General features: G+C 67.4%; 21 protein-coding genes. 11 read left to right on the top strand and 10 right to left on the bottom strand.

Translation table 11 applies throughout. The features are described 5' to 3' along the window. The first annotated feature begins 16 nt into the window (after positions 1-16). Positions 17-604 (top strand): TetR/AcrR family transcriptional regulator, encoded by a 588-nt coding sequence (locus AC3A6P_RS03970; protein ID WP_487688653.1) that lies wholly within the window; start codon positions 17-19, stop codon positions 602-604. Between the two features lie 11 nt (positions 605-615). On the opposite strand, the gene purU is transcribed toward AC3A6P_RS03970, so the two are convergent. The 7 genes from purU to AC3A6P_RS03935 are packed head-to-tail and all read right to left on the bottom strand — an operon-like array spanning position 616 to position 7826. After that, positions 616-1524 (bottom strand): formyltetrahydrofolate deformylase, encoded by a 909-nt coding sequence (purU, locus tag AC3A6P_RS03965; RefSeq protein WP_487688650.1) that lies wholly within the window; start codon positions 1522-1524, stop codon positions 616-618. A gap of 18 nt (positions 1525-1542) precedes the next feature. Further along, the gene (locus AC3A6P_RS03960) at positions 1543-2658 is read right to left on the bottom strand and encodes a TIGR03364 family FAD-dependent oxidoreductase (RefSeq protein ID WP_487688647.1); all 1116 of its coding nucleotides are present in this window, start codon (positions 2656-2658) and stop codon (positions 1543-1545) included. 15 nt (positions 2659-2673) lie between these two features. Then, a complete protein-coding gene (locus AC3A6P_RS03955) occupies positions 2674-3690 on the bottom strand; it encodes a zinc-binding dehydrogenase (RefSeq protein ID WP_487688644.1) in 1017 nt (338 codons plus the stop codon). Beyond that, a complete protein-coding gene (gene phnE, locus AC3A6P_RS03950) occupies positions 3666-5264 on the bottom strand; it encodes a phosphonate ABC transporter, permease protein PhnE (protein ID WP_487688641.1) in 1599 nt (532 codons plus the stop codon). Before phnE ends, AC3A6P_RS03955 begins: the two co-directional genes overlap by 25 nt. Next, the gene (phnC, locus tag AC3A6P_RS03945) at positions 5261-6094 is read right to left on the bottom strand and encodes a phosphonate ABC transporter ATP-binding protein (RefSeq protein WP_487688639.1); all 834 of its coding nucleotides are present in this window, start codon (positions 6092-6094) and stop codon (positions 5261-5263) included. The genes phnE and phnC overlap by 4 nt, the downstream gene beginning before the upstream one ends. A 3-nt stretch (positions 6095-6097) precedes the next feature. Next, positions 6098-7066, bottom strand: coding sequence for a phosphate/phosphite/phosphonate ABC transporter substrate-binding protein (locus AC3A6P_RS03940; protein ID WP_487688636.1), 969 nt, complete (start codon positions 7064-7066; stop codon positions 6098-6100). A gap of 28 nt (positions 7067-7094) precedes the next feature. Further along, positions 7095-7826: a phosphonatase-like hydrolase gene (locus tag AC3A6P_RS03935; RefSeq protein WP_487688633.1), complete on the bottom strand. Its 732-nt coding sequence runs from the start codon at positions 7824-7826 to the stop codon at positions 7095-7097. Between the two features lie 109 nt (positions 7827-7935). Between AC3A6P_RS03935 and AC3A6P_RS03930 the strand changes: the two genes are divergently transcribed. Then, positions 7936-8670: a GntR family transcriptional regulator gene (locus AC3A6P_RS03930; protein ID WP_487688630.1), complete on the top strand. Its 735-nt coding sequence runs from the start codon at positions 7936-7938 to the stop codon at positions 8668-8670. Here AC3A6P_RS03930 and AC3A6P_RS03925 read toward each other — a convergent pair. After that, positions 8667-9533 (bottom strand): SDR family NAD(P)-dependent oxidoreductase, encoded by an 867-nt coding sequence (locus AC3A6P_RS03925; RefSeq protein WP_487688627.1) that lies wholly within the window; start codon positions 9531-9533, stop codon positions 8667-8669. The two genes, AC3A6P_RS03930 and AC3A6P_RS03925, sit on opposite strands and share 4 nt — an antisense overlap. Positions 9534-9590: 57 nt before the next feature. Here AC3A6P_RS03925 and AC3A6P_RS03920 point away from each other — a divergent pair, with 57 nt between their 5' ends. Beyond that, the gene (locus tag AC3A6P_RS03920; protein ID WP_487688625.1) at positions 9591-10247 is read left to right on the top strand and encodes a TetR/AcrR family transcriptional regulator; all 657 of its coding nucleotides are present in this window, start codon (positions 9591-9593) and stop codon (positions 10245-10247) included. Positions 10248-10292: 45 nt separating this feature from the next. On the opposite strand, the gene AC3A6P_RS03915 is transcribed toward AC3A6P_RS03920, so the two are convergent. Then, positions 10293-10955, bottom strand: a complete 663-nt coding sequence (locus tag AC3A6P_RS03915; RefSeq protein WP_487688622.1) for a DUF899 domain-containing protein — start codon at positions 10953-10955, stop codon at positions 10293-10295. A gap of 201 nt (positions 10956-11156) precedes the next feature. Here AC3A6P_RS03915 and AC3A6P_RS03910 point away from each other — a divergent pair, with 201 nt between their 5' ends. Further along, complete coding sequence (locus AC3A6P_RS03910) at positions 11157-11915, top strand: SDR family oxidoreductase (RefSeq protein WP_487688619.1); 759 nt, start codon at positions 11157-11159, stop codon at positions 11913-11915. Here the strand turns inward: AC3A6P_RS03910 and AC3A6P_RS03905 are convergent. Further along, positions 11912-12661 carry a hypothetical protein gene (locus tag AC3A6P_RS03905; RefSeq protein ID WP_487688616.1) on the bottom strand — a complete coding sequence of 250 codons (750 nt, stop codon included), beginning with the start codon at positions 12659-12661 and terminating at the stop codon, positions 11912-11914. The genes AC3A6P_RS03910 and AC3A6P_RS03905 overlap by 4 nt on opposite strands. 212 nt (positions 12662-12873) lie before the next feature. On the opposite strand from AC3A6P_RS03905, the gene AC3A6P_RS03900 reads away from it, so the two are divergent. The 7 genes from AC3A6P_RS03900 to AC3A6P_RS03870 all read left to right on the top strand — a co-directional run bounded on the left by AC3A6P_RS03900 (position 12874) and on the right by AC3A6P_RS03870 (position 20145). Beyond that, positions 12874-13890: a tripartite tricarboxylate transporter substrate binding protein gene (locus tag AC3A6P_RS03900; RefSeq protein WP_487688614.1), complete on the top strand. Its 1017-nt coding sequence runs from the start codon at positions 12874-12876 to the stop codon at positions 13888-13890. Between the two features lie 13 nt (positions 13891-13903). Then, positions 13904-14449, top strand: a complete 546-nt coding sequence (locus AC3A6P_RS03895) for a tripartite tricarboxylate transporter TctB family protein (RefSeq protein WP_487688611.1) — start codon at positions 13904-13906, stop codon at positions 14447-14449. 12 nt (positions 14450-14461) lie between these two features. Continuing rightward, positions 14462-15991 carry a tripartite tricarboxylate transporter permease gene (locus AC3A6P_RS03890; protein ID WP_487688608.1) on the top strand — a complete coding sequence of 510 codons (1530 nt, stop codon included), beginning with the start codon at positions 14462-14464 and terminating at the stop codon, positions 15989-15991. Beyond that, entirely contained in the window at positions 15991-16911 is a 921-nt protein-coding gene (gene kdgD, locus AC3A6P_RS03885) for a 5-dehydro-4-deoxyglucarate dehydratase (RefSeq protein ID WP_487688606.1), read from the top strand. Before AC3A6P_RS03890 ends, kdgD begins: the two co-directional genes overlap by 1 nt. Further along, positions 16908-18503: an aldehyde dehydrogenase (NADP(+)) gene (locus AC3A6P_RS03880; protein ID WP_487688604.1), complete on the top strand. Its 1596-nt coding sequence runs from the start codon at positions 16908-16910 to the stop codon at positions 18501-18503. The genes kdgD and AC3A6P_RS03880 overlap by 4 nt, the downstream gene beginning before the upstream one ends. Positions 18504-18592: 89 nt before the next feature. Beyond that, positions 18593-19732 carry an L-talarate/galactarate dehydratase gene (locus AC3A6P_RS03875; RefSeq protein ID WP_487689370.1) on the top strand — a complete coding sequence of 380 codons (1140 nt, stop codon included), beginning with the start codon at positions 18593-18595 and terminating at the stop codon, positions 19730-19732. Between the two features lie 32 nt (positions 19733-19764). After that, positions 19765-20145 (top strand): nuclear transport factor 2 family protein, encoded by a 381-nt coding sequence (locus AC3A6P_RS03870; RefSeq protein ID WP_487688601.1) that lies wholly within the window; start codon positions 19765-19767, stop codon positions 20143-20145. The last annotated feature ends 8 nt before the right edge of the window (positions 20146-20153 follow it).

The following is a 20153-nucleotide window of genomic DNA, read 5'->3' as shown; positions in this document are numbered from 1 at the left end:
CGTTATTCTGGGGGTCGTGTCCAGCGAAGCCGTCGCAGATCCGCGCCCCGTATCGAGCGCGACACGAAAACGGGACCGCCGCCCCGAACAGACCATCCGCAAGGTCCTCGACGCGGGATTCGACGAGCTGCGCCAGACGTCGTTCAGTGCGCTGACGATGCGCACCGTGGCCGCCAGGGCCGGGGTGTCACCGGCGAGCGCCTACACCTACTTCCCCTCCAAGAGCGCCCTGGTGGCGGCGATCTACCTGCGGCTGCTCCGTGACGCACCCGTCCACACCGACGTCAACCAGACCACCAGGACCCGGGTCAGCACCACCTTGCGCGAAATGGCCCTCGTCGTCGCAGACGAACCCGAACTGACCGCGGCGTGCAGCGCGGCGCTGATGGCCGACGACCCCGCGGTGACTCCGATCCGGGAACAGATCGGCACCGAGGTGATCACCCGGATCCAGGCTTCGCTGGGGCCGGGCTGGCCGCCCACGGTGGCCACCACCTTGCTGATGACGTTCGCGGGCGCCTTGATGACGGCACGCTTCCTGTCGTTCCACCAGATCGCCGATCAACTCGACGCCGCGGTGGCCCTCGTTCTCGGTGCGGACTGAACGCCCCTGGATCAGAACACCACGGTCTGGTTGCCGTACCGGATGATCCGGTCCTCGCAATGCCAGAGCACGGCGCGGGAGAGCACGGCACGTTCCACGTCGGCCCCGAGCCGCACCAGGTCTTCGACGCCGTGGCGGTGATCCACCCGCACCACGTCCTGTTCGATGATCGGGCCTTCGTCGAGGTCCTCGGTGACGTAATGTGCCGTCGCCCCAACGAGTTTGACACCCCGCTCCCTGGCCCGGCGATACGGTGCGGCGCCGATGAACGCGGGCAGGAACGAATGGTGGATGTTGATGACCGGACATCCCACCTCGGCGAGAAACGCCGGGCTGAGGATCTGCATGTAGCGCGCGAGCACCACCAGATCGACATTGCCCCGCAGCATGTCGAGCATCCGCGCTTCCGCCTCGGCGCGGATGTCCCGGTGCGCCGGGACGTGGATGAAGGGGACACCGAACGGCCGGACCTGGTCGGCGAGGTCAGCGTGATTGGCGATCACCATCACCACCGACATGTCGAGCTCACCCCGGCGGTTACGCCACAGCAGATCCAACAGGCAGTGATCCTCCCGCGACGCGAGGATGGCGACCCGCTTGGGACGTGAGGCGTCGGTGAGCCGGAAATCGATGGCGAACGGTTCGGCCACCTCGCGGGCGAACCCGTCCCGGAGTTCGTCGCGTGCCGCGGTGAGACCGGGGAGATGGAAGATGGTGCGCTGCATGAAAATCCCGCCGGACTGCTCCGTGGCATGCTGATCGAGTGAGATGATGTTGGCGCCCACCCCGGTCAGGTACGAACTCACGGCCGCCACCAACCCTGACCGGTCTTCACAGCGCAGCAGAAGGCGTCCGATGTCCTTGGTCTCGTAGGCATCCTTGGTGCGCGGAAACTGCTGCTGCGATTCGTCCCGTGGCATCCGTCAAGGGTCGCATCCTCACAGACGCAATGCATCGGCGGTCTGCTCCGCGATCACCGGACCCAGGGTCATCCCCCGCCCCCCGGGACCGGTGACCACCCAGACGGAGTTGTCCACCTGCCTGCGGCACACCAGCTCTGCGGGGTCGATGCACTGGCTGTACACCCCCGCCCAGCGCCGCACCACGGCCGGCAGCGGCCGGCCCAACAGGGCTTCGACGACCTCGCGCAGGTAGTCATACGGTGCCTCGTCGACATCGAAGGGGAACGGTTCGTCGTACTCGTGGGTGTCGCCGATGGTCAGGCCCCCGTGCAGTCGTTGCACACACAGCAACTGCATGTGATTGTCCGCCGCCACCGGCGCCTGGGGTTCGGCGGCCCGCAACGCCTCCAGCGCCGGTCCACCGAAGCCCGGGTAGTACCGCATGCTGTCGCCGTCGGCAATCGCGGTGGTCAGCTCCTCGCCGAGCGGCGCGGTCTGCATCATCTGCAGGCGCACCCGCCGCACCGGGAGGTCACCGGCGAGTTCGCGCAGCAAACCGGTATGGGCAGCACCCGGGCAGACCACCACCACGTCGGCGTCGTGCACCCGGCCGCGATCGTCGGTGACCGTGCCACCGCGGACACTGCGCGCCTCGGTGCCGCCGTGAAAGGTGTAGCGGCCGCTGGCCTCGGCGAACGCACGCATCGCAGGCAACGCGACGCGGGACTCGACGGCGGCGTCCTGGGTGCACAGCAGCCCGCCGGCGAATTCGCCCCGCAGCGCGGGGTTGACCCGGCGCACCTGGTCGGGATCCAGCAGTTCGAAGCCGCGGGCGTCGGCATCATGGCGCGCGAGGGCCTCGGCGGCCACCGCCATCTCGGCCTCGGAACGCACGATGGTGATCGAGCCGTTGGCCCGGAAGCCGATCTCGGGGATCTTGGCGCCGAGATCGGACCAGAGCTCACGGGAACGCAGCGCCGCCGTGAGTTCGTGTTCGGCGCGCCCCGACACCCACACCAGGCCGAAGTTACGTACCGTGGCGCCGCGGGCCTGCTGTTCACGTTCGAGTTGGATGACGTGGTGACCGCGCGAAATCGCTTCCAGGGCATGGGCGGTGCCGAGTATCCCGCCACCGATGATGATGATCTTCACTGAGTTCCTTGACTGTCAGGGCCTGATCGAGGTGCGAAGCAGACCAGGTGCGGGACGGACGAAAGCCCGGTTGATGGCATCCAGCGGCAGGGGTGCGGCGATCAGCGACTCCCAGGGGTAACGGCCGAGCGTCCTGTCGAGCAGGTCCACGGCCGCATCGAGATGCCGGGGCTCGTAGTTGTGCACGCCCGTGATGGTCAGCCACCGGCGCACCACCGCTTCGGGATCCACCGGGATCGCCGGACCCGGCATCACCGAACCGGCCAGCACCAGTCGCCCACCGACGTCCAGGCGTGCGAGCGCGTCCCCGATGGCCGCAGCCGCGCCGGAGAAGTCGACGGCGGCGTCGATGGTTTCACCCGAATCCGGGGCAGCCCCGAATTTTCGCGCGGTCTCCACCCGCACCGGATCCGGGTCGGTGACCATGACGTCGGCGCCGGCATCGGTGAAAGCCGCCACCGCCGCCACCCCCAGCATCCCTGCGCCGATGATCAGAACCCGTTGCCCCTCAACATTTCCCGCTGCTTCCAGCGTGGCCATCACCGTGGCGGTCGCACAGGCGGCCGGCGCGGCGACCGGGTTGGGGATGTGCTCGGGCACCGTCGCGACGGCGGTACCTCGCGGCAGCACGATGTGCTCGGCGTAGCCACCCGACAGCGCCCAGTCACCGTCGTAGGCTTCGTGGCCGACCTTGCGGACCGACAGGCATTTGGCGCTGCGTCCGGCGCGGCACCGCGAGCACCGCCCGCAGGAGACGGTGACCGACCAGATGATGCGCTCCCCTACGCCCGCCACGGCATTCGGGCCGGCCGCCACCACCGTGCCGACGGCCTCATGGCCCAGCACCGACGGGCAGGCACCGGGGCGGCGGCCGGTCACGGTGTGCAGGTCGCTGCCGCACACCGTGGCCAGTGCCACCCGTACCAGCAGGTCGCCGTCACTGATCTCGGGGACCTCGACGTCCCTGATGTCGACGTCGGAGCCACCGGTCCACACCGCGACGCGGGTCACACCAGGCGTGAGCGGATCCATCCGGACAACCTTTCGATGGCATAGACGATGACGAAGATGACCAGCACGATCGCTCCGGCAACGTCGAAGTTGAGTGTTCTTATCGACTCGAACAACAGGAAGCCGATGCCGCCCGCGCCGACGATGCCCAGGATCGTGGAGGTGCGGACGTTGACGTCGAACATGTACAGGCTCGACCCCACCATGGACGGCATGGCTTGGGGAATCACCGCCGAGGTCAACGTCTTCCACCAACCACCGCCGACGGAGCGTACGGCCTCCATGGGCCCGGAGTCGATCTCCTCGACGGAATCGGCCACCAGTTTCGCCAGGAACCCGATGGAGGCGATGGCCAGGGCGCAGGTGCCCGCGATGGGCCCCAGTCCCAGCGCCGCGACGAACACCACGGCCAGGATGAGCTCCGGGACCGCGCGCACCACCAGGATCCAGCCGCGCGCCACCCAGTACACCGCCGGGTGCGGAGTCACGTTGCGCGCGGCCAGGATTCCCACCGGAATGGACAGCACCACACCGATCGCGGTCGACACCACACCGATGGCCACCGTCTGCGCCGCGGCGATGAACAACTCGTTGCCGAGGGCGTCGAAGTTGGGCGGGATCATCCGGGTGAACACCTCCAATGACGGACCGACCCAGGTGAGAAGTGACAGCGGGTTGAGGTCGAGCACCACGAACGAGGCGACGGTGCTGACGATCAGCAGCGCCGAGAAGAACACCCGGGCGTAGCGGTCCCGCCGGGGATCGCCCTGCGACGCGCTCAGCAGCATCCGCCGGATGCCGATGGCCAGCAGTTCCATCGCCGCGATGATCACCAGGATCACCAGCACGATACCCAGGGCGCGGGGGTAGATCAGCCCACGCAGGGCGTCCTGGAGCGCGAAGCCGATGCCGCCGGCACCGACGAAGCCCAGCACCACCGACATCCGGAGGTTGATGTCGATGCGGTAGACGAAGGTGCCGATCCATGACGGGACCACCTGCGGGACAACAGCGTTGAGCATCTCCCGGAAGTAGCCGACACCCGTGCTGCGGACGGCTTCGCGTGGTCCGGCGTCGCTCTGCTCGATGGCGTCGGCGAACAGTTTGCCCAGCATGCCGATGGAGTGCAGCGCCAGCGCCAGGATCCCGGGCAGGACCCCGATGCCGAGGGCGCGGACGAACAGCACCGCGAACAGCAGATCGGGCATGGCCCGGCAGAACGTGATGAAAGCCCGCGCCACCGCGTACACCGCCGGGTGCGGGGTGGTGTTACGCGCCGCCATGAAGGCCAACGGCACCGAGGCGATCGCGGCCAGCACCGTCCCGAGGATGGCCATCAACAGCGTCTCGAATGCCAGCACCCCGATACGGCCGGGGTCGTCGAGGCGCGGGGGCACCATCCGTTCGAGCAGCGCCCACACTTTGTCCAGCTCGTCGATCAGTGCCAGCGGGGCGAAGTCGATGGACCAGGCCGACACCACGGTGGCCGCCGCGGCGAGCACCGCGATGATCGGCAGCAGCCCGGGTCGCAGGGGGCGCCGCGAGCCAGACCCGGCCGGGCGGGGCTCGGTGGGCCGTTCGGCGACGATGCTCACGGTCGCCCCTGGCGCGCGGATGCCGCGTTGGTCTGTGAGACGGTGGGATCCACCCGCTGGTAGATCGCCATCACCTCATCGCGCGTCATCCCCACCGCCGGGCGGTCCAGCACCTTCTCACCGGAGCGCAGACCGACGATGCGGTGCGCCCAGCCGAGCGCGAGATCAACCTGGTGCAGCGTGCACACGACGGTGAGCTTCTCCTCGATGCAGACCCGGAACAGCAGGTCCATCACCACACCGGCGTTCTCCGGATCCAGTGAGGCCACCGGTTCGTCGGCCAGCACCAACCCCGGCCTCTGCATCAGGGTCCGGGCGATCGCCGCACGCTGCTGCTGACCACCGGACAGCGTGTCGGCACGTCGCTCGGCGTAGTCCGCCAGCCCCACCCGGTCGAGGTGTTCCAGGGCTTCGGCACGCATCCGCTTCGGGTAGGTCAGGGCGCCGTAGCGCGGAAATCCCAGGCGGCCCAACCCGCCGATGAGCACGTTCTCCAGGCAGCTGAGCCGTCCGACGAGGTTGAAGTGCTGGAACACGAAGCCGACGTTGCGGCGCAGGGCGCGCAGTTCGCGCGAGCCGGCCTGGTCCACCCGGGTGCCGCCCACCTCGACGGTCCCCGATGTGACGGGATGCAGACCGTTGAGGCAGCGCAGCAGCGTCGACTTGCCGGAGCCGGACAGACCCAGCAGCACCACCAACTCACTGCGGTGCACCTGCACCGACACGTTGTCCAGTGCCAGGGTGTCCCCGAATCGTTTGGTGACGTCCCGGGCATCGACCACGAGATCGTCGCCGGCCACGGGATGACCGGCGGTACTGGACTCGCTCACCGGTCAGCCCTTGCACTTTTCGGAGCCGGTGACGTCGCAGACGTGGCGTACGCCGTCGTAGTCGGAGTCGCTGGCCGGCACCACACCCCAGGCCCGCTCGTCGGTGATGCGGCAGGCGTCACCCTCGCAGAAACCCTCGGCCTCGAAGGACGTCACGTTGGCCTTCTCGGTGAAGATGGTCTTCAGCTTGTCGACGGTCTCGGTGCCCAGGTCGTCGTTGGCGGCGAACACCGAGCCGGCGATCATCTCGGACTTCCAGACCGTCTTGAGCTGGCCCGGCTGCAGGTCGCCCTTCTCGATCATCGTGGTGTCGACCATCGTGTCGAACGCGAAGCCGGCGTCGCAGTCGCCGTTGGCGATCGACAGTGCGGAGGCGTCGTGGCCGCCGGCGTAGATGGGCGTCATGGCTGCCGAGATGTCGGCCTCGGAACCCGACTTGATGACGCCGGCCTCGATCAGCCCGGCGCTCGGGTAGAGGAAGCCGGAGGTGGAACCGGGGTCGACGAAGCAGACCTTCTTGCCGGCGAAATCGTTCAGGCTGTTGATGTTTGCCTCCTCGGAGCGGGCCAGGCCGTAGGACTGGTAGCCGGGCTCCTCCCCTTCTTCGCCGATCACCGCACCCAGCGGGGTGAGCTTGGCGCCGTTGATGCCGGCCACCACGTAGGCGAACGGGCCGAAGAAGGCCAGATCGACATTGCCCGCGATCATGCCTTCCACGACGCCGGCGTAGTCCGAGGCCTGCACGAACTCCACGGTCGATCCCGTCTCCTTCTCCAGGAGCTTGATCAGCGGGTCGTAACTGGCCTTCAGGTCGGTGGAGTTCTCGGCCGGAATGGCGGCCAGGGTGAGGGTTTCGGGGAAGCCCTGCTCTGTGGTGCCGGATCCGGAGTCCGAGCTCGAACACCCCGACATGACCAGGGTGGCGGCGGCGGCCAGGGTGGTGACGGACAGCAGTGCTTTGCGAGAGTTCATGGGAGCAGATCCTTTTCGAGGGGGTGGGTCAGGACGGGAGGAGCAGGCCCGGGAGTTCGGCCACGGAAGCCAGGACGTGGGTGGCTCCCGCAGCCAGGAGCGCGTCGCGGTCGTGCGCGCCGGTGAGGACACCGGCGACGATGGAGGCTCCGGCGCGGCGGCCGGAGAGAATGTCGCTTCCGGTGTCACCGACGACGGCCACCTGCGCCACGTCGTTCACACCGGTGCGCAGCAGGGCGTTGAGCACCAGGTCGGGGTAGGGCCGCCCCCGTCCGCCCTCACCGGGAGCCAGCACCAGGTCGGCCAGCTCCTCCCACCCCAGCGCGCCCAGGATGCGCGCCTGGGTGCTGGGGCTGAACCCGGTGGTGAGAACCACCCGGATGCCGGCGTTGCGCAGGGCGGTGATGGCGTCGGCGGCCCCGGGGATGGCGCGCACGCCGCCGTCGATGGAGGCGTCGTAGGCCTGTTCGAAGGCCGCATTCGCCGTCTGTGCGCGGCCCTCGTCGCCGAACAGTGCACGGAAGACCTCGATCTTGGACTGCCCCATGGTGTCCAGCACGTACTGTTGGGCGGTGGCGCGCTGCGGGCCGCTCGCGGGCAGTCCGGCAGCGGTGGCGGCCGCGTCGAAGGCCTGGAGAACCAGTCCGTCGTCGGCCACGGTGGTGCCTGCCATGTCCAGCACCACGAGTGAGATGTCAGGTGCGAATTCGCCTGCGGCCGTAGTGGGATCGGCGGCGTTGGCTTCGGTGTTGATCGACATGCGGACCACTCTGGCGGTTGGTATAGACCAAGGGGTGCCACGATGGTGGCCGGCAGATGAACAATTGTCGACAGCTTGGTCTAGACCAGTGCCTGATAATCTCGAACACGTGAGCGTCTCCGAGGAACCGAGGGTGCTGAAGCACCAGATCGTGCGTAGCCAGCTCGACGAGTTGTTGGACGGGCTGAGCCCGGGCGACGCCTTCCCCGCCGAACGCGTCCTCGCCGAACGCTACGACGTCGCCCGCGAAACCCTCCGCCAGGCCTTACGCGAACTCCTGGTCGCCGGCCGGATCGAACGTCGCGGCCGCACCACCGTCGTCGCCAAGCCCAAGGTCACCCTGCCCCTGGCCATGGGGTCCTACACCGAGGCATCGCGGGCCAGCGGTCTCGAAACCAGCCGAATCCTGGTGGGCTGGAGCGAATTCGACGCCGACGAGGTGCTTGCCGTGCAGCTCGACATCGACCTGGGTGCGCCGATCCTGCAACTCGAGCGGGTGTTCACCACCGACGGCGCCCGCGTGGGCCTGGAGACCACCAAACTTCCCGCCGAACGCTATCCGGGCTTACGGGAGGGTTTCGACCATCGCACCTCGCTCTACGCCGAACTCGGGCGGCGCGGCATCGTCTTCGACCGCACCGTCGACACCATCGAGACCACGTTGCCCGATGCGCGCGAGGCCGCGCTGCTGACGGTCGACGCCCGCACCCCGATGTATCTGCTGAACCGGGTCTCCTACGACCCGGACGGGATCCCCATCGAACAGCGCCGCTCGCTCTATCGCGGCGACCGGATGAAATTCACCACCATCCTGGACCGCACCCAGGACGGCACCGGCCGCTAGATCCTCACGTCCGGCGGGAACTCGACCGGAAACGGCTGCCCATAGTCGGCGGACCGACCGACGGCACCCCACAGCGTCGCCTCCCGGGCCTGCCGCTGCGAGTAGTCCAGTGCCATCTCGACGGCGTTGACCCCCACCAGCAGGTGCGTCGGCGGATGTTCACGTTTGACGGCCGCGACGATGATCTGCGCGGCGCGGGCGGGGTCACCGGCCGCGCCGATCCCGCTGTCGCGCACCCGCCGGTTGAAGTCACCGACAGTTGCCTGGTACTCGTCGGGGACCTCGTGCACGGTCATCGACGGGCCTGCCCAGTCCGTGGCGAAACCGCTTGGCTCCACGACCATCACGCGCACACCGAAAGGCGCCGCCTCGACGGCCAAGACACGGCTGAAGCCGTCGACGGCGAATTTCGCCGCCTGGTACGACGCGATACCCGGGGAGCCGCCCACGCGCCCCCCGACCGACGAGAACTGGACGATGGTGCCGCTGCCCTGAGCACGAAGCACCGGAAGTGCGGCGCGCGAAACGTGGTAAACACCCCAGAAATTGGTCTCGAACTGCGCGCGGAAGTCGGCCTCGTCGCCGGTCTCGATCGGCGCGACGTTGGCGTATCCCGCGTTGTTCACCACCACGTCGATCCGGCCGAATCGGGCGACGGCTGCGTTGACGGCCGCGCGGGCGGCGTCGGCGTCGGTGACATCCAGTGGGAGGGCAAGGATCGACTCGCCACCTTTGGCGACCAGATCGTCGAGGTCACCGGGTGTACGCGCGGTGGCGGCCACCTGATCACCCGCTTCCAGTGCGGCCGTGACGAGTTCGCGGCCGAAGCCGCGCGAGGAACCGGTGATGAACCAAACAGTCATGCATTTAGTACAACACCGTTGCGTTAATAGTGCAACGGTGTTGTGTAATATCTGTCCGTGGCCTCCGACACAGGTTTCCAGCGCGCGCGCTCGGCCGCGGCCAAACAGCAGCGTGAGCAGGCGATCCTGGACGCCGCCACCAGCCTGGGTACCGAGCACGGCATCCGGCAGATCACCTTGACGGACCTGGCCGCCGCCGTCGGTATGCACAAGTCCGCGCTGCTGCGTTACTTCGAGACACGCGAACAGATCTTCCTGCGGCTGACGGCCGGCGGCTGGCAGGAGTGGTCACAAGCGCTGCGGGCACGCACCGCGGACATGAAAGCGCGGACCTCAGCGGCGTCCATCGCCGAGGCCATCACGGAAACACTCCTGGCGCGGCCGTTGTTCTGCGACCTCTTGGCCCAGGCTCCGCTGAACCTGGAACGCAACGTCTCCCTCGACCAGGTGCGGGCGTTCAAGCTCGTCACCCACGCCGAGGTCGACGCATTGGTCACCGAACTCCGACGGCTACGCCCGCGCCTGGCCGTCGAGGAGGCGGTGGACGTCATCGCGACTGCGACGTCGATGGCGGGCGCCCTGTGGCAGATGGCCACCCCTGCTCCGGACGTGGCCCAGCTCTACCGCAGCGACCCGAAACTGCAGCTCGCCGTATTCGATGTCAGTGCGCGCCTGACCCGGATCCTGACCGCCCTGCTCGAAGGATATTCGTAACGCTGTCTACACCGCACCAAGCGAATCCACGGTGGTACCGCTCGGTCATTTCGCCTCCCGCCCATAGGCTTTCGCGACGTCCGGGCTGTCCAGCCAGCCGGAGTAGGTCGGCCGGGACGGCCAGCCCTCGGGTGAGTCCAGCCACTCCTCCTGACGTCCCCACGGCAGTACGTCGACGAGCCCGAAGGTGTGGCTGAGTTGCTCGGTGCCGCGGCCGTTGGTGTGCCAGGTGCGGTAGACGGTAGCGCCGTCGCGCAGGAAGACGTTCACCGCGAAGCCCTCCCCGGGTGCCGCGTCGACGTCGGCGCCGAACGAGCTCTCCGACGACGAGTACCACGCCATCTTGTTGCCCACCTTGTCGCGATAGGCCAGGGCCTCGTCGATCGGGCCGTTGGTGACGATGACAAAACGGGCGTCGTAGTTGTCCAGGAATTCCAGCCGGGTGAACTGGGAGGTGAATCCGGTACAGCCGCCGCACTGCCATTCGGCGCCGTCGGTCCACATGTGGTTGTAGACGATCAGCTGGGAGCGACCGGCGAACACATCGGCCAGCCTGACCGGGCCCTCCTCGCCGATGAGGGTGTACTCGGGGAGCTCCACCATGGGCAGCCGACGCCGTTGGGCGGCGATCGCGTCCAGTTCGCGGGTGGCGGCTTTCTCACGACGGCGAAGGTCTTCCAGGGCAGCACGCCAGGTCTGCACATCCACGACAGGCGGCTTCGCCGAGGCGGGGGCCGGGGCGGATTCGGTGGTCGTGAGGTTTCCTCTCCGAGCACGGTTGATGTCCGACTACCCGGATAGACCTCGGCCGCGCCCGGAAGTCATCGGCAGGCCCGGTAATGTTCGCGTGAACATAGCATTACCTAACCTGCATAGTGCGCTATCCACGACCTGCAAAGGCGGTTCTCGATGATCGGAAAACGCGACGACGTCGCCGGCCTGCGGCTGCTCATCGTCGGGGCGTCGTCGGGAATCGGTCACGGTGTTGCGCTCAGCGCCGCCGAGCAGGGGGCCACGGTGGCGGTCGCCGCCCGGCGAATGGACCTGCTGACCGAGCTCGCAGCCAGCACCGGCGGCACGCCGTTCGAACTGGACGTGGCCGATGAAGCGGCCATCAAGAAGGTGGTGGCGTCGGCCGTCGAGAGCCTCGGCGGCCTCGACGCCGTGGTGTTCACCAGCACCGCGGTACCGATCGCGCACATCGAGGACACCGATGTCGCGACGTGGATGCACGCCTACCTGGTCAACGCCGTCGGAGCCAACAACGTGCTTCGCGCCGCGCTGCCGCACCTTTCCGAGCACGGGGTCGTGCTGATCACCTCGAGCCACGATGTGGGCCGGCCGCGTGCCGGCGTCGCCGCGTACAGCGCGAGCAAGGCCGCACTCGACGAGATCCTGCACTCATGGCGTAGCGAACACCCGGACCTGTCCATAGTCCGTGTCGGTATCGGGCCGACGGAGGGCACCGAGATCTTGCGCGGGGCAGACCGCGACCTGCTGGCGGTCCTGTTCCGGTCCTGGGTCCAGCACGGTCAACTGCCCGAACAGATGTCGGCGCTGCGCGATGTCGCCGACACCCTGGTGGCCTTGGTGGCCCTGGCCCGCGCGAACCCTTCGGTGGTGCCTGAGATCGTCCAGCTGGCCCCGCGCATCGTGAAGAAAACCTAGACGCGGACCCCGGTGCCGGCATCCTCGGCGATCCACTTCCGCGCCCTCTTCGCCGCCCGCGACAGCGCACCGAGTTCGCCGAAGTAGCCGGCTACGGCGCCTACTGCGGGCAACATCCCGAGGTATTCGAACGGCGCCCGGGGATGCGGTCGCTTGGCCACCTCGTCACCCACCGCATTGAGTAGTCCCGCGAGTCTCCACAGCGCCTTGCCGATCCCCGCCGGGGTCCGCGGAATGTCCGGCGGCGGGTCAGCGGCCTCAGCGTTCCCCGGCGCGGTGAGGTCGCGACCGCACAGCACCGCGGCCAGCAGCCGCACCTGCCTCTGATGATCGGTGACGCCCAGTTCGCGTGCCACCGCGCACAACACGATGGCTTGGTTGACGAAGCCCAGCAGATCCTGGACGGGCAATTGCCGGGCCAGGACGCCCAGAAAGCCGGGGAACGCAACAGCGACGTTGTTCAGCGCACCCACCCGCCAGACCCACCAGTGGATCCGCTGGTCGACATCCAGTTCGTCCCAGGCGTCGGTGCCGGGGACATCGACGGCGTTGAGAACCCATCCGATGCTGCCCGCCACCTTGCCGACGGGCCCGCCGTCCTCGGTGCAGGTGCGCCGCTTGAGCCCCAACGGATCGGAGCCCCACAGCACGTCCAGCAGCGGACCGATGATCCGAACCGCAGAGCTGAGCGCGTCTTGGACTGCCGAGTCGGACAGGGTGGCCTCAGGCGCCGGCAACAAATTCACGCCTGCATGATGACCCGTACACCTGACCGGCAAACTCCGCGCGGCTCAGCGGAGGACCACCGCGGTCCACGCCTGAGGGCGATTGATTCAATCTCAGCACTGATTGATGCCAAATTTGGGTTGGACTGGCATCGGAGCGTGCGTAGCGTGAGTGACGACCACCACACGAACAGCACTGTGTGTCGTATATCACCAACACCGGGAGTCGCACCATGGCCATCCTCGAATCCCACCGTCCGACAATCCTCACCCGCGCCGGCGCCGTGGCGGCCGCCGCGGTGATGCTGACTGCCTGCGGCGGCGTGCAGAACACCACGGGCGGCGGAAGCGATGGAGATACCTATCCGTCCGGAACCGTCGAGATGTACGTCGGGGCCTCTGCGGGCGGATCGTCCGATCTGATCAGCAGAGCGGTGTCCCGCGGGCTCGAGCAGGAGTTGGGAGCCTCCTTCCCGGTGATCAACCGCGAAGGCGCCAACGGCGCGCTCGCGGCCGCCGAGGTGGCCAACGCCGCCCCGGACGGCAAGAAGATCGCCATCCAGAACGCCTCACTGTTCGCCATCACCCCCTTGGCCGTGAGCCCTGACGAAGTCACCTCGATCGATCAGTTCGATGTGGTTCAGGGCGTGTCCCGCGATGACTACGTTCTGGTCGCGAGCCCGGCCAGCGGTCTGCGCAACCTCCAGGACGTCCAGAACGCCGGACGTCTGATCCGTTACGCCACAACCGGTGTCGGCACCGGCGCCCAACTGTCTGCCGCCCTGCTGTTCAAGACCAGCAATGTGGACGCGCAGCCGGTGCCCTTCGACGGCGGCGCCCCCGCTCTGACGGCGGTACTGGGCAATCAGGTCGACGTGGCGTCCATCCAGACCGGGGAAGCGATCGAGAACATCCAATCGGGCAAGCTGACCGCACTCGCGGTGTTCTCCCCCGAGCGCATCGAATACCTGCCCGATGTGCCCACCGCCAAGGAACAGGGCCTTGATGTCGAGGTGACGCAGTACCGCTTCATGACGGTTCCCAAGGGCACGCCGCAGGAGGTGAAGGACCGGCTCGTTGAGGGGCTGGAGGCGACGTTCGCCACCGACGAGTACAAGGAGTTCAACAAGCAGAACAGCTTGACGCCCATGGAGATACCGGGTGAGGAAGTGCTCACCCGACTCCAGGAGGACCAGAAGCGTTACGCGGACCTGGTCACGCAGTACGGCATCTCCATGCGTGAGAGCTGAGCGGCAGCCCCCCATGAACGACATCCCCGGGCGCCCGGCACACCCGCATACGCGCGATGTGCTGGAGGAGGTCGAAGCCGAGATCGCTCACGAACTCGACGAAGAGCGACCCCCTGAAGGCGGATACCCCTATCAAATAATCTCCGGCACAGTCGGATTGCTCCTCGGCATCACCGGCGCGGTGCTGTCCTACGGCTACGGGCTGGGCTCGCTGCCAGAGCCCGGCCCCGGAACCTGGCCGTTCGTCGTCAGCGTGGCGGTCGCCGCACTGTCGGCCGTGCTGCTGGTGGTCGGCCGCCGACTGCACGACACCGAGGCGTTCACCCGCAGCAGCGTCCTGCCGGCCGTCGGCGCCGTCTCGTTTCTGGCGTTCGGAGCGCTGCTGCCCGTGACGGGGTTCGAGATTCCCGCGCTGGCCCTCTGTGTGCTCTGGATGCGGTTCCTCGGACGCGAGAGTTGGCGCAGCACACTGATCGTCAGCGTGCTGACCACCGTTGCGTTCTACTTCCTGTTCCTCTACGGGCTGCGGATCCCGTTGCCCCATCTCATTGCGTTCTGACTGCGAGCCACCATGGATTTCAATGCAGTGATCGACGGGTTCGCCCTCGTCACCGAGCCCAAGAACATGCTGTACTGCCTCATCGGCGTCCTGATCGGCATGATCATCGGCGTGCTGCCGGGGCTCGGACCCGCCGCCACCATCGCCATCCTGCTGCCGATCACCTACGGCATCAATCCGGTGGCGGCCATCATCATGCTGGCCGGGATCTACTACGGGGCCCAATACGGCGGCACCATCACCTCGGTGCTGTTGCGATTACCCGGCGAAGCATCCTCGGTGGTCACCGTGTTCGACGGCTTCGCCCTGGCCAAACAGGGCAAGGCCGGCACCGCGCTGGGCATCGCCGCCATCGGTTCCTTTGTGGGCGCCACGATCTCGATCATCGGGCTGTCCCTGCTCGCACCGGTGATCGCGGCGTTCGCCCTCGACTTCGGGCCACCGGAGTACGCCGCGCTGGCACTGTTCGGAGTGTTCCTCGTCGCGGCCATCGGCAGCGGCAACATCGTCAAGTCCCTCATCGCGGCCTCCGTCGGACTACTGCTGGCAACCGTCGGCCGTGACAGTTTCAGCGGAGCCTCCCGATTCACCTTCGACAGCCTGCAACTGGCCGACGGGATCGATTTCGTGATCGTGGCGATGGGGCTGTTCGGAGTCGGTGAGATCCTGTACAACCTCGAACAGCGGCACGGCCGGCCACACGTTCCGGCCAAGATCGGCAACGTCTGGCCATCACGCAAAGAACTCAAGCAGTCCTCCGGGGCGATCGGCCGCGGCTCCGTCATCGGTTTCATCCTGGGCGTGCTGCCCGGCGGTGGCGCGGTGCTGTCGTCTCTGGTCGCCTACGCCGTGGAGAAGAAGCGTTCCAAGACACCCGAACGGTTCGGCCGCGGTGCCGTAGAAGGTGTGGCCGCGCCGGAAACCGCCAACAACGCGGCCGCCACGTCCTCGTTCATCCCGCTGCTGACCATCGGTATCCCCGCCAACGCCACCATGGCGATGCTGTTCGGTGCCCTGCTCATCCTGGGCATCTCCCCGGGCCCACAACTGGTCGACGAACACCCCGACCTGTTCTGGGGCGTCATCAACTCGATGTACCTGGGCAATTTGTTGTTGCTGCTGCTGAGCATCCCGCTGGTCGGCGTGTTCGTCCGCATCCTGCGGATCCGTCCGGCGATCCTGGCTCCGATCACCGCCCTGATCACCCTTCTCGGCGTCTACACCATCAACAACTCCACCTTCGACATCTTCGTCATGGTCGCCTTCGGCATCGTCGGCTATCTGATGAAGAAGACCGGATTCGATCCCGGCCCGATGGTCCTGGCGTTCGTCCTGGGCTCACTGGTGGAATCCAATGTCCGGCGCTCCCTGCTGATCTTCGACGGCGATCCCACCGGATTCGTCACCCGGCCCATCTCCGGAACCATCTTCGCCGTGCTGTTCCTGGCGGTTCTGCTGCCACTGATCCGGCGTGTTTTCGCCCGGCGGCGAGACCGTAGAAGTGACGACGAATCCACCCCTACAAAGAAAGTCGGTGTCTGATGACTCCCGCCGAAGTCGCCGCGCGTCTGGGCTCGGGCCTGCTGTCCTTCCCGATCACTCATCTGCGAAGCGATCAGACCTTCGACGAGGACGCCTACCGCGACAACATCGCCTGGCTGAGTCAGTACGCCGGACACCACAAGGGTGTGGCCGGGCTCTTCGCCGCCGGTGGCACCGGCGAATTCTTCTCCTTGAGACCGGACGAGGTGCAGCAGGTGGTGTCGGCGGCGGTGGGCGAAGCCCCGGACGGGTTACCCGTGGTAGCACCCGCCGGATACGGAACCGCGATCGCCGTGGAGATGGTCCGGGACGCCGAAGCCGCTGGCGCACACGGAATCCTGCTCTTTCCGCCTTACCTGACCGAGGCCAGCCAGGACGGCCTGGTGGCGCACGTGCAGCAGGTGTGCGCGGCCACCCGCCTCGGTGTGATCATCTACTCGCGAGCCAACGCCATCTACTCGGAGACCGCCGTTGCGCGACTGGCCGAATCCTGTCCGAACCTGGTCGGCTTCAAGGACGGCTACGGCAACATCGAGTTGATGACGCGGATCTACGCGGGCATCGGAGACCGGCTCACCTACATCGGCGGGTTGCCTACCGCCGAGATGTTCGCACTGCCCTACCTGAAACTCGGCGTGACGACCTATTCCTCGGCGATCTTCAATTTCGTCCCACAATTCGCCCTCGACTTCTACGCCGCGGTGCGCCGGGAAGACTCACCCTGGGTGATCAACGCGCTCAACGAGTTCGTCATCCCCTACTGCAACATCCGCAACCGCAAGGCCGGGTATGCGGTCAGCATCATCAAGGCGGGCATGAATGTCATCGGACGCCCGGCGGGTCCCGTACGGCCGCCGCTGACCGATCTGGAGGCAGACGAGGCCGCCGAACTGGCAGATCTGATCAAGAAGGTGACATGAGCACTCCCTCGACCACCGAGGAACTCACCGGCGCGAGTCTCATCGGGTCGGCCGACTTTCACGACGGCCCGGAGTTCCGTCCGGTGAACCCGGCAACCGGCGAACAACTCGACCCGGTCTATCACGACGCCGGTAGCGCCGACGTGGACCGCGCGGCCGCCCTGGCATGGGAGGCGTTCGACGCCTACCGACACACCAGCATCCAGCAGCGATCGGCGTTCCTGGAAACCATCGCAGCCGAGGTCGACGCCCTGGGCGACACCCTGATCGCCAGGGTCACCGCGGAGACAGGCATTCCGGCGGCCCGGGTGGCCGGCGAATTGGCCCGCACCACAGGTCAACTGCGAATGTTCGCCGATGTGCTGCGGGAGGGTTCCTGGCTGCAGGCCCGGCTCGATCACCCCGACCCGGACCGCACGCCCCTGCCCAAACCCGACCTGCGTCAGCGTTCCGTGCCGGTGGGGCCCGTGGCGGTGTTCGCCGCCAGCAACTTCCCGCTGGCGTTCTCGGTCGCCGGTGGTGACACGGCGTCGGCACTGGCCGCCGGTGCGCCGGTGATCGTGAAGGCGCATCCAGGTCATCCGGGGACCTCCGAGATGGTGGGCCGCGCAGTCCGCAGAGCCGTTGCCGCGCACGGACTTCCGGAGGGCACTTTCTCGTTGCTGATCAGCGAGGGCTTGGGCGCCGGAGTCGCGCTGGTATCGGACCCTCGCATCGGCGCGGTCGGGTTCACCGGTTCGCGGCGCGGCGGACTGGCATTGGTGGCCGCCGCCGCCGCGCGTCCGGTTCCCATTCCCGTCTACGCCGAGATGTCGAGTATCAACCCGGTGTTCTTGCTGCCCCATGCGCTTGCGCAGAACGCGGACAACCTCGGCCGCGCCTACGTCGGCTCGATGATGACCGGCGTCGGGCAGCTGTGCACCAGCCCCGGTCTTCTGTTCCTCGCCGACTGTCCCGACGCCGACACCTTCATCACCTCGGCGGCGAAGGCGCTGGCCGAGGCGCCGGGCGGGGCGATGCTCAACTCCACCATCGCCACCACATTCACCGAGGCCGCCGCCAGGGCGGCAGCCACCCCGGGCGTCGAGGCGGTGGCCCGCGGATCCGTCGACGCCGGCCCCAGCTGTGGTGGCGCCGCCCAGTTGTTGGTCACCACGGCCGACGACTTCCTCCGGCACCCACACCTTTCCGAGGAGGTGTTCGGCCCGTCCTCGCTGATCGTGCGAACCCCCGAGGCCCAACTCGCCGCGGTCACCGGCGCGCTGGAAGGTCAGCTGACCGCCACTGTGCATGCAGCGCCCGCCGACCACCCGCGCGTCGCCGAACTGCTACCCCGCCTGGAGCTCATCGCCGGACGCATCGTGTTCAACGGTTGGCCCACCGGGGTGGAAGTCGGTCATGCGACGGTGCACGGCGGCCCGTTTCCGGCGACCTCCGCGCCGGCCACGACGTCCGTCGGCAGCAGGGCGATCGAGCGTTTTCTGCGTCCGGTGGCCTACCAGAACCTGCCCGACGAACTTCTGCCCGCCGAGATCCAACGCACCAACCCACTCGACGTTCCGCAACGCATCGACGGCCGCCTGCCGCACTGATCACACCTCCGAGGAGACCCATGACAACGCCCGCCGTCCACCACAAACCCACCAGCGCCCTGTCGGATCCCGGGGCCGCGCTTGCGGCGATGCGGCCCGGGGCCGCCACCATCGACCAGATCGAGTCGGTGACGCTGTCGTCGGTGGTACTGCCGCTGAAGAATCCCATCAGTGACGCCAAGGTGCTCACCGGCAGGCAGAAGCCGATGACCGAGGTGGTCTTCCTGTTCGCCGAGATCCGCAGTGCGCAGGGGCATCAGGGGATCGGCTTCAGTTATTCGAAGCGCGCCGGCGGTCCGGCACAGTTCGCCCATGCCCGCGAGATCGCGCCGGTCCTGCTCGGTGAGGACCCCAGCGATATCGCCAAATTGTGGACCAAACTGGTCTGGGCCGGGGCATCGGTGGGCCGCAGCGGCGTGGCCACCCAGGCCATCGCCGCCTTCGACATCGCCCTGTGGGACCTCAAAGCCAAACGCGCCGGCCTTCCCATGGCCAAACTGCTGGGTGCGCACAATGATTCGGTACGCACGTACAACACCTCCGGCGGGTTCCTGCACACGCCCATCGAGCAGGTGCTCGAGAACGCCTCGGCCGCCCTGGCCTCCGGTATCGGCGGCATCAAGATCAAGGTAGGACAACCGGATTGGCGGGCCGATATCGCGCGTCTGGAAGCGGTGCGTCAGCATCTCGGTGATGACGTTCCGCTGATGGTGGACGCCAACCAGCAGTGGGATCGCCCCACAGCGATGCGGTTGGGGCGCATTCTCGAGCAGTTCGACCTGGTGTGGATCGAAGAGCCGCTGGACGCCTACGACGCCGAGGGCCACGCCCAGCTGGCGCAGCGTCTCGACACCTCGATCGCCACCGGCGAGATGCTGGCCAGCGTCGGCGAGCACCAGCGGCTCATCGATGCCGGGGCGGTGGACATCATCCAGCCGGACGCCCCACGTATCGGCGGCATCAGCCAGTTCCTCACCCTCGCGACGGTGGCCCAGCTCAAGAACCTCCAGCTGGCACCGCACTTCGCGATGGAGATCCATCTCCATCTCGCGGCGACCTACCCGCACGGCACCTGGGTCGAGCACTTCGACTGGCTGGATCCCCTCTTCAACGAACACCTCGAGATCCGCGACGGACGTATGCATCTGTCGGACCGTCCCGGGTTGGGCTTCACCATGAGCGAACAGGCGCGCGCCTGGACTGTGGACACCGTGACCGTCAGGGGTTGAGAACGCCTGCGTCGGTGGGTATCCACCCGAACATGAGCGGAGACGAATCGCTACTGGACACGCTGCTCGGCCTGGAACGCGCCGGCTGGGACTCGCTGTGTGAGGCATCCGGGGCGCAGTTCTACGGCGCGTTGATGCTGCCCCAGGCGCTCATGGTGCTGGCCAACGGCATGGTGATGGACCGCGACACCGTGGTGTCGGCGCTCGCACAATCGCCGCCGTGGCGTACCTATGAGATCCGGGACGAACGCCTGCTGAGCGCCGATTCCGACAACGCGGTGGTGGTCTACACCGGGGTGGGCTACCGCGACGGTGAGGAGCCCGCATTCACCGGCGCGATGGCCAGCACCTATCACCGCACCGGCGACGGCTGGAAGTTGCTGCTGTACCAGCAGACCGAGATTCGCCGCTGAACGCCGCC

It is taken from the genome of Mycobacterium sp. Soil_C_30 (genome assembly GCF_057656995.1).
Note: the sequence above shows the minus strand (reverse complement) of the source record. Positions and strands in the feature narration are given on the sequence as shown.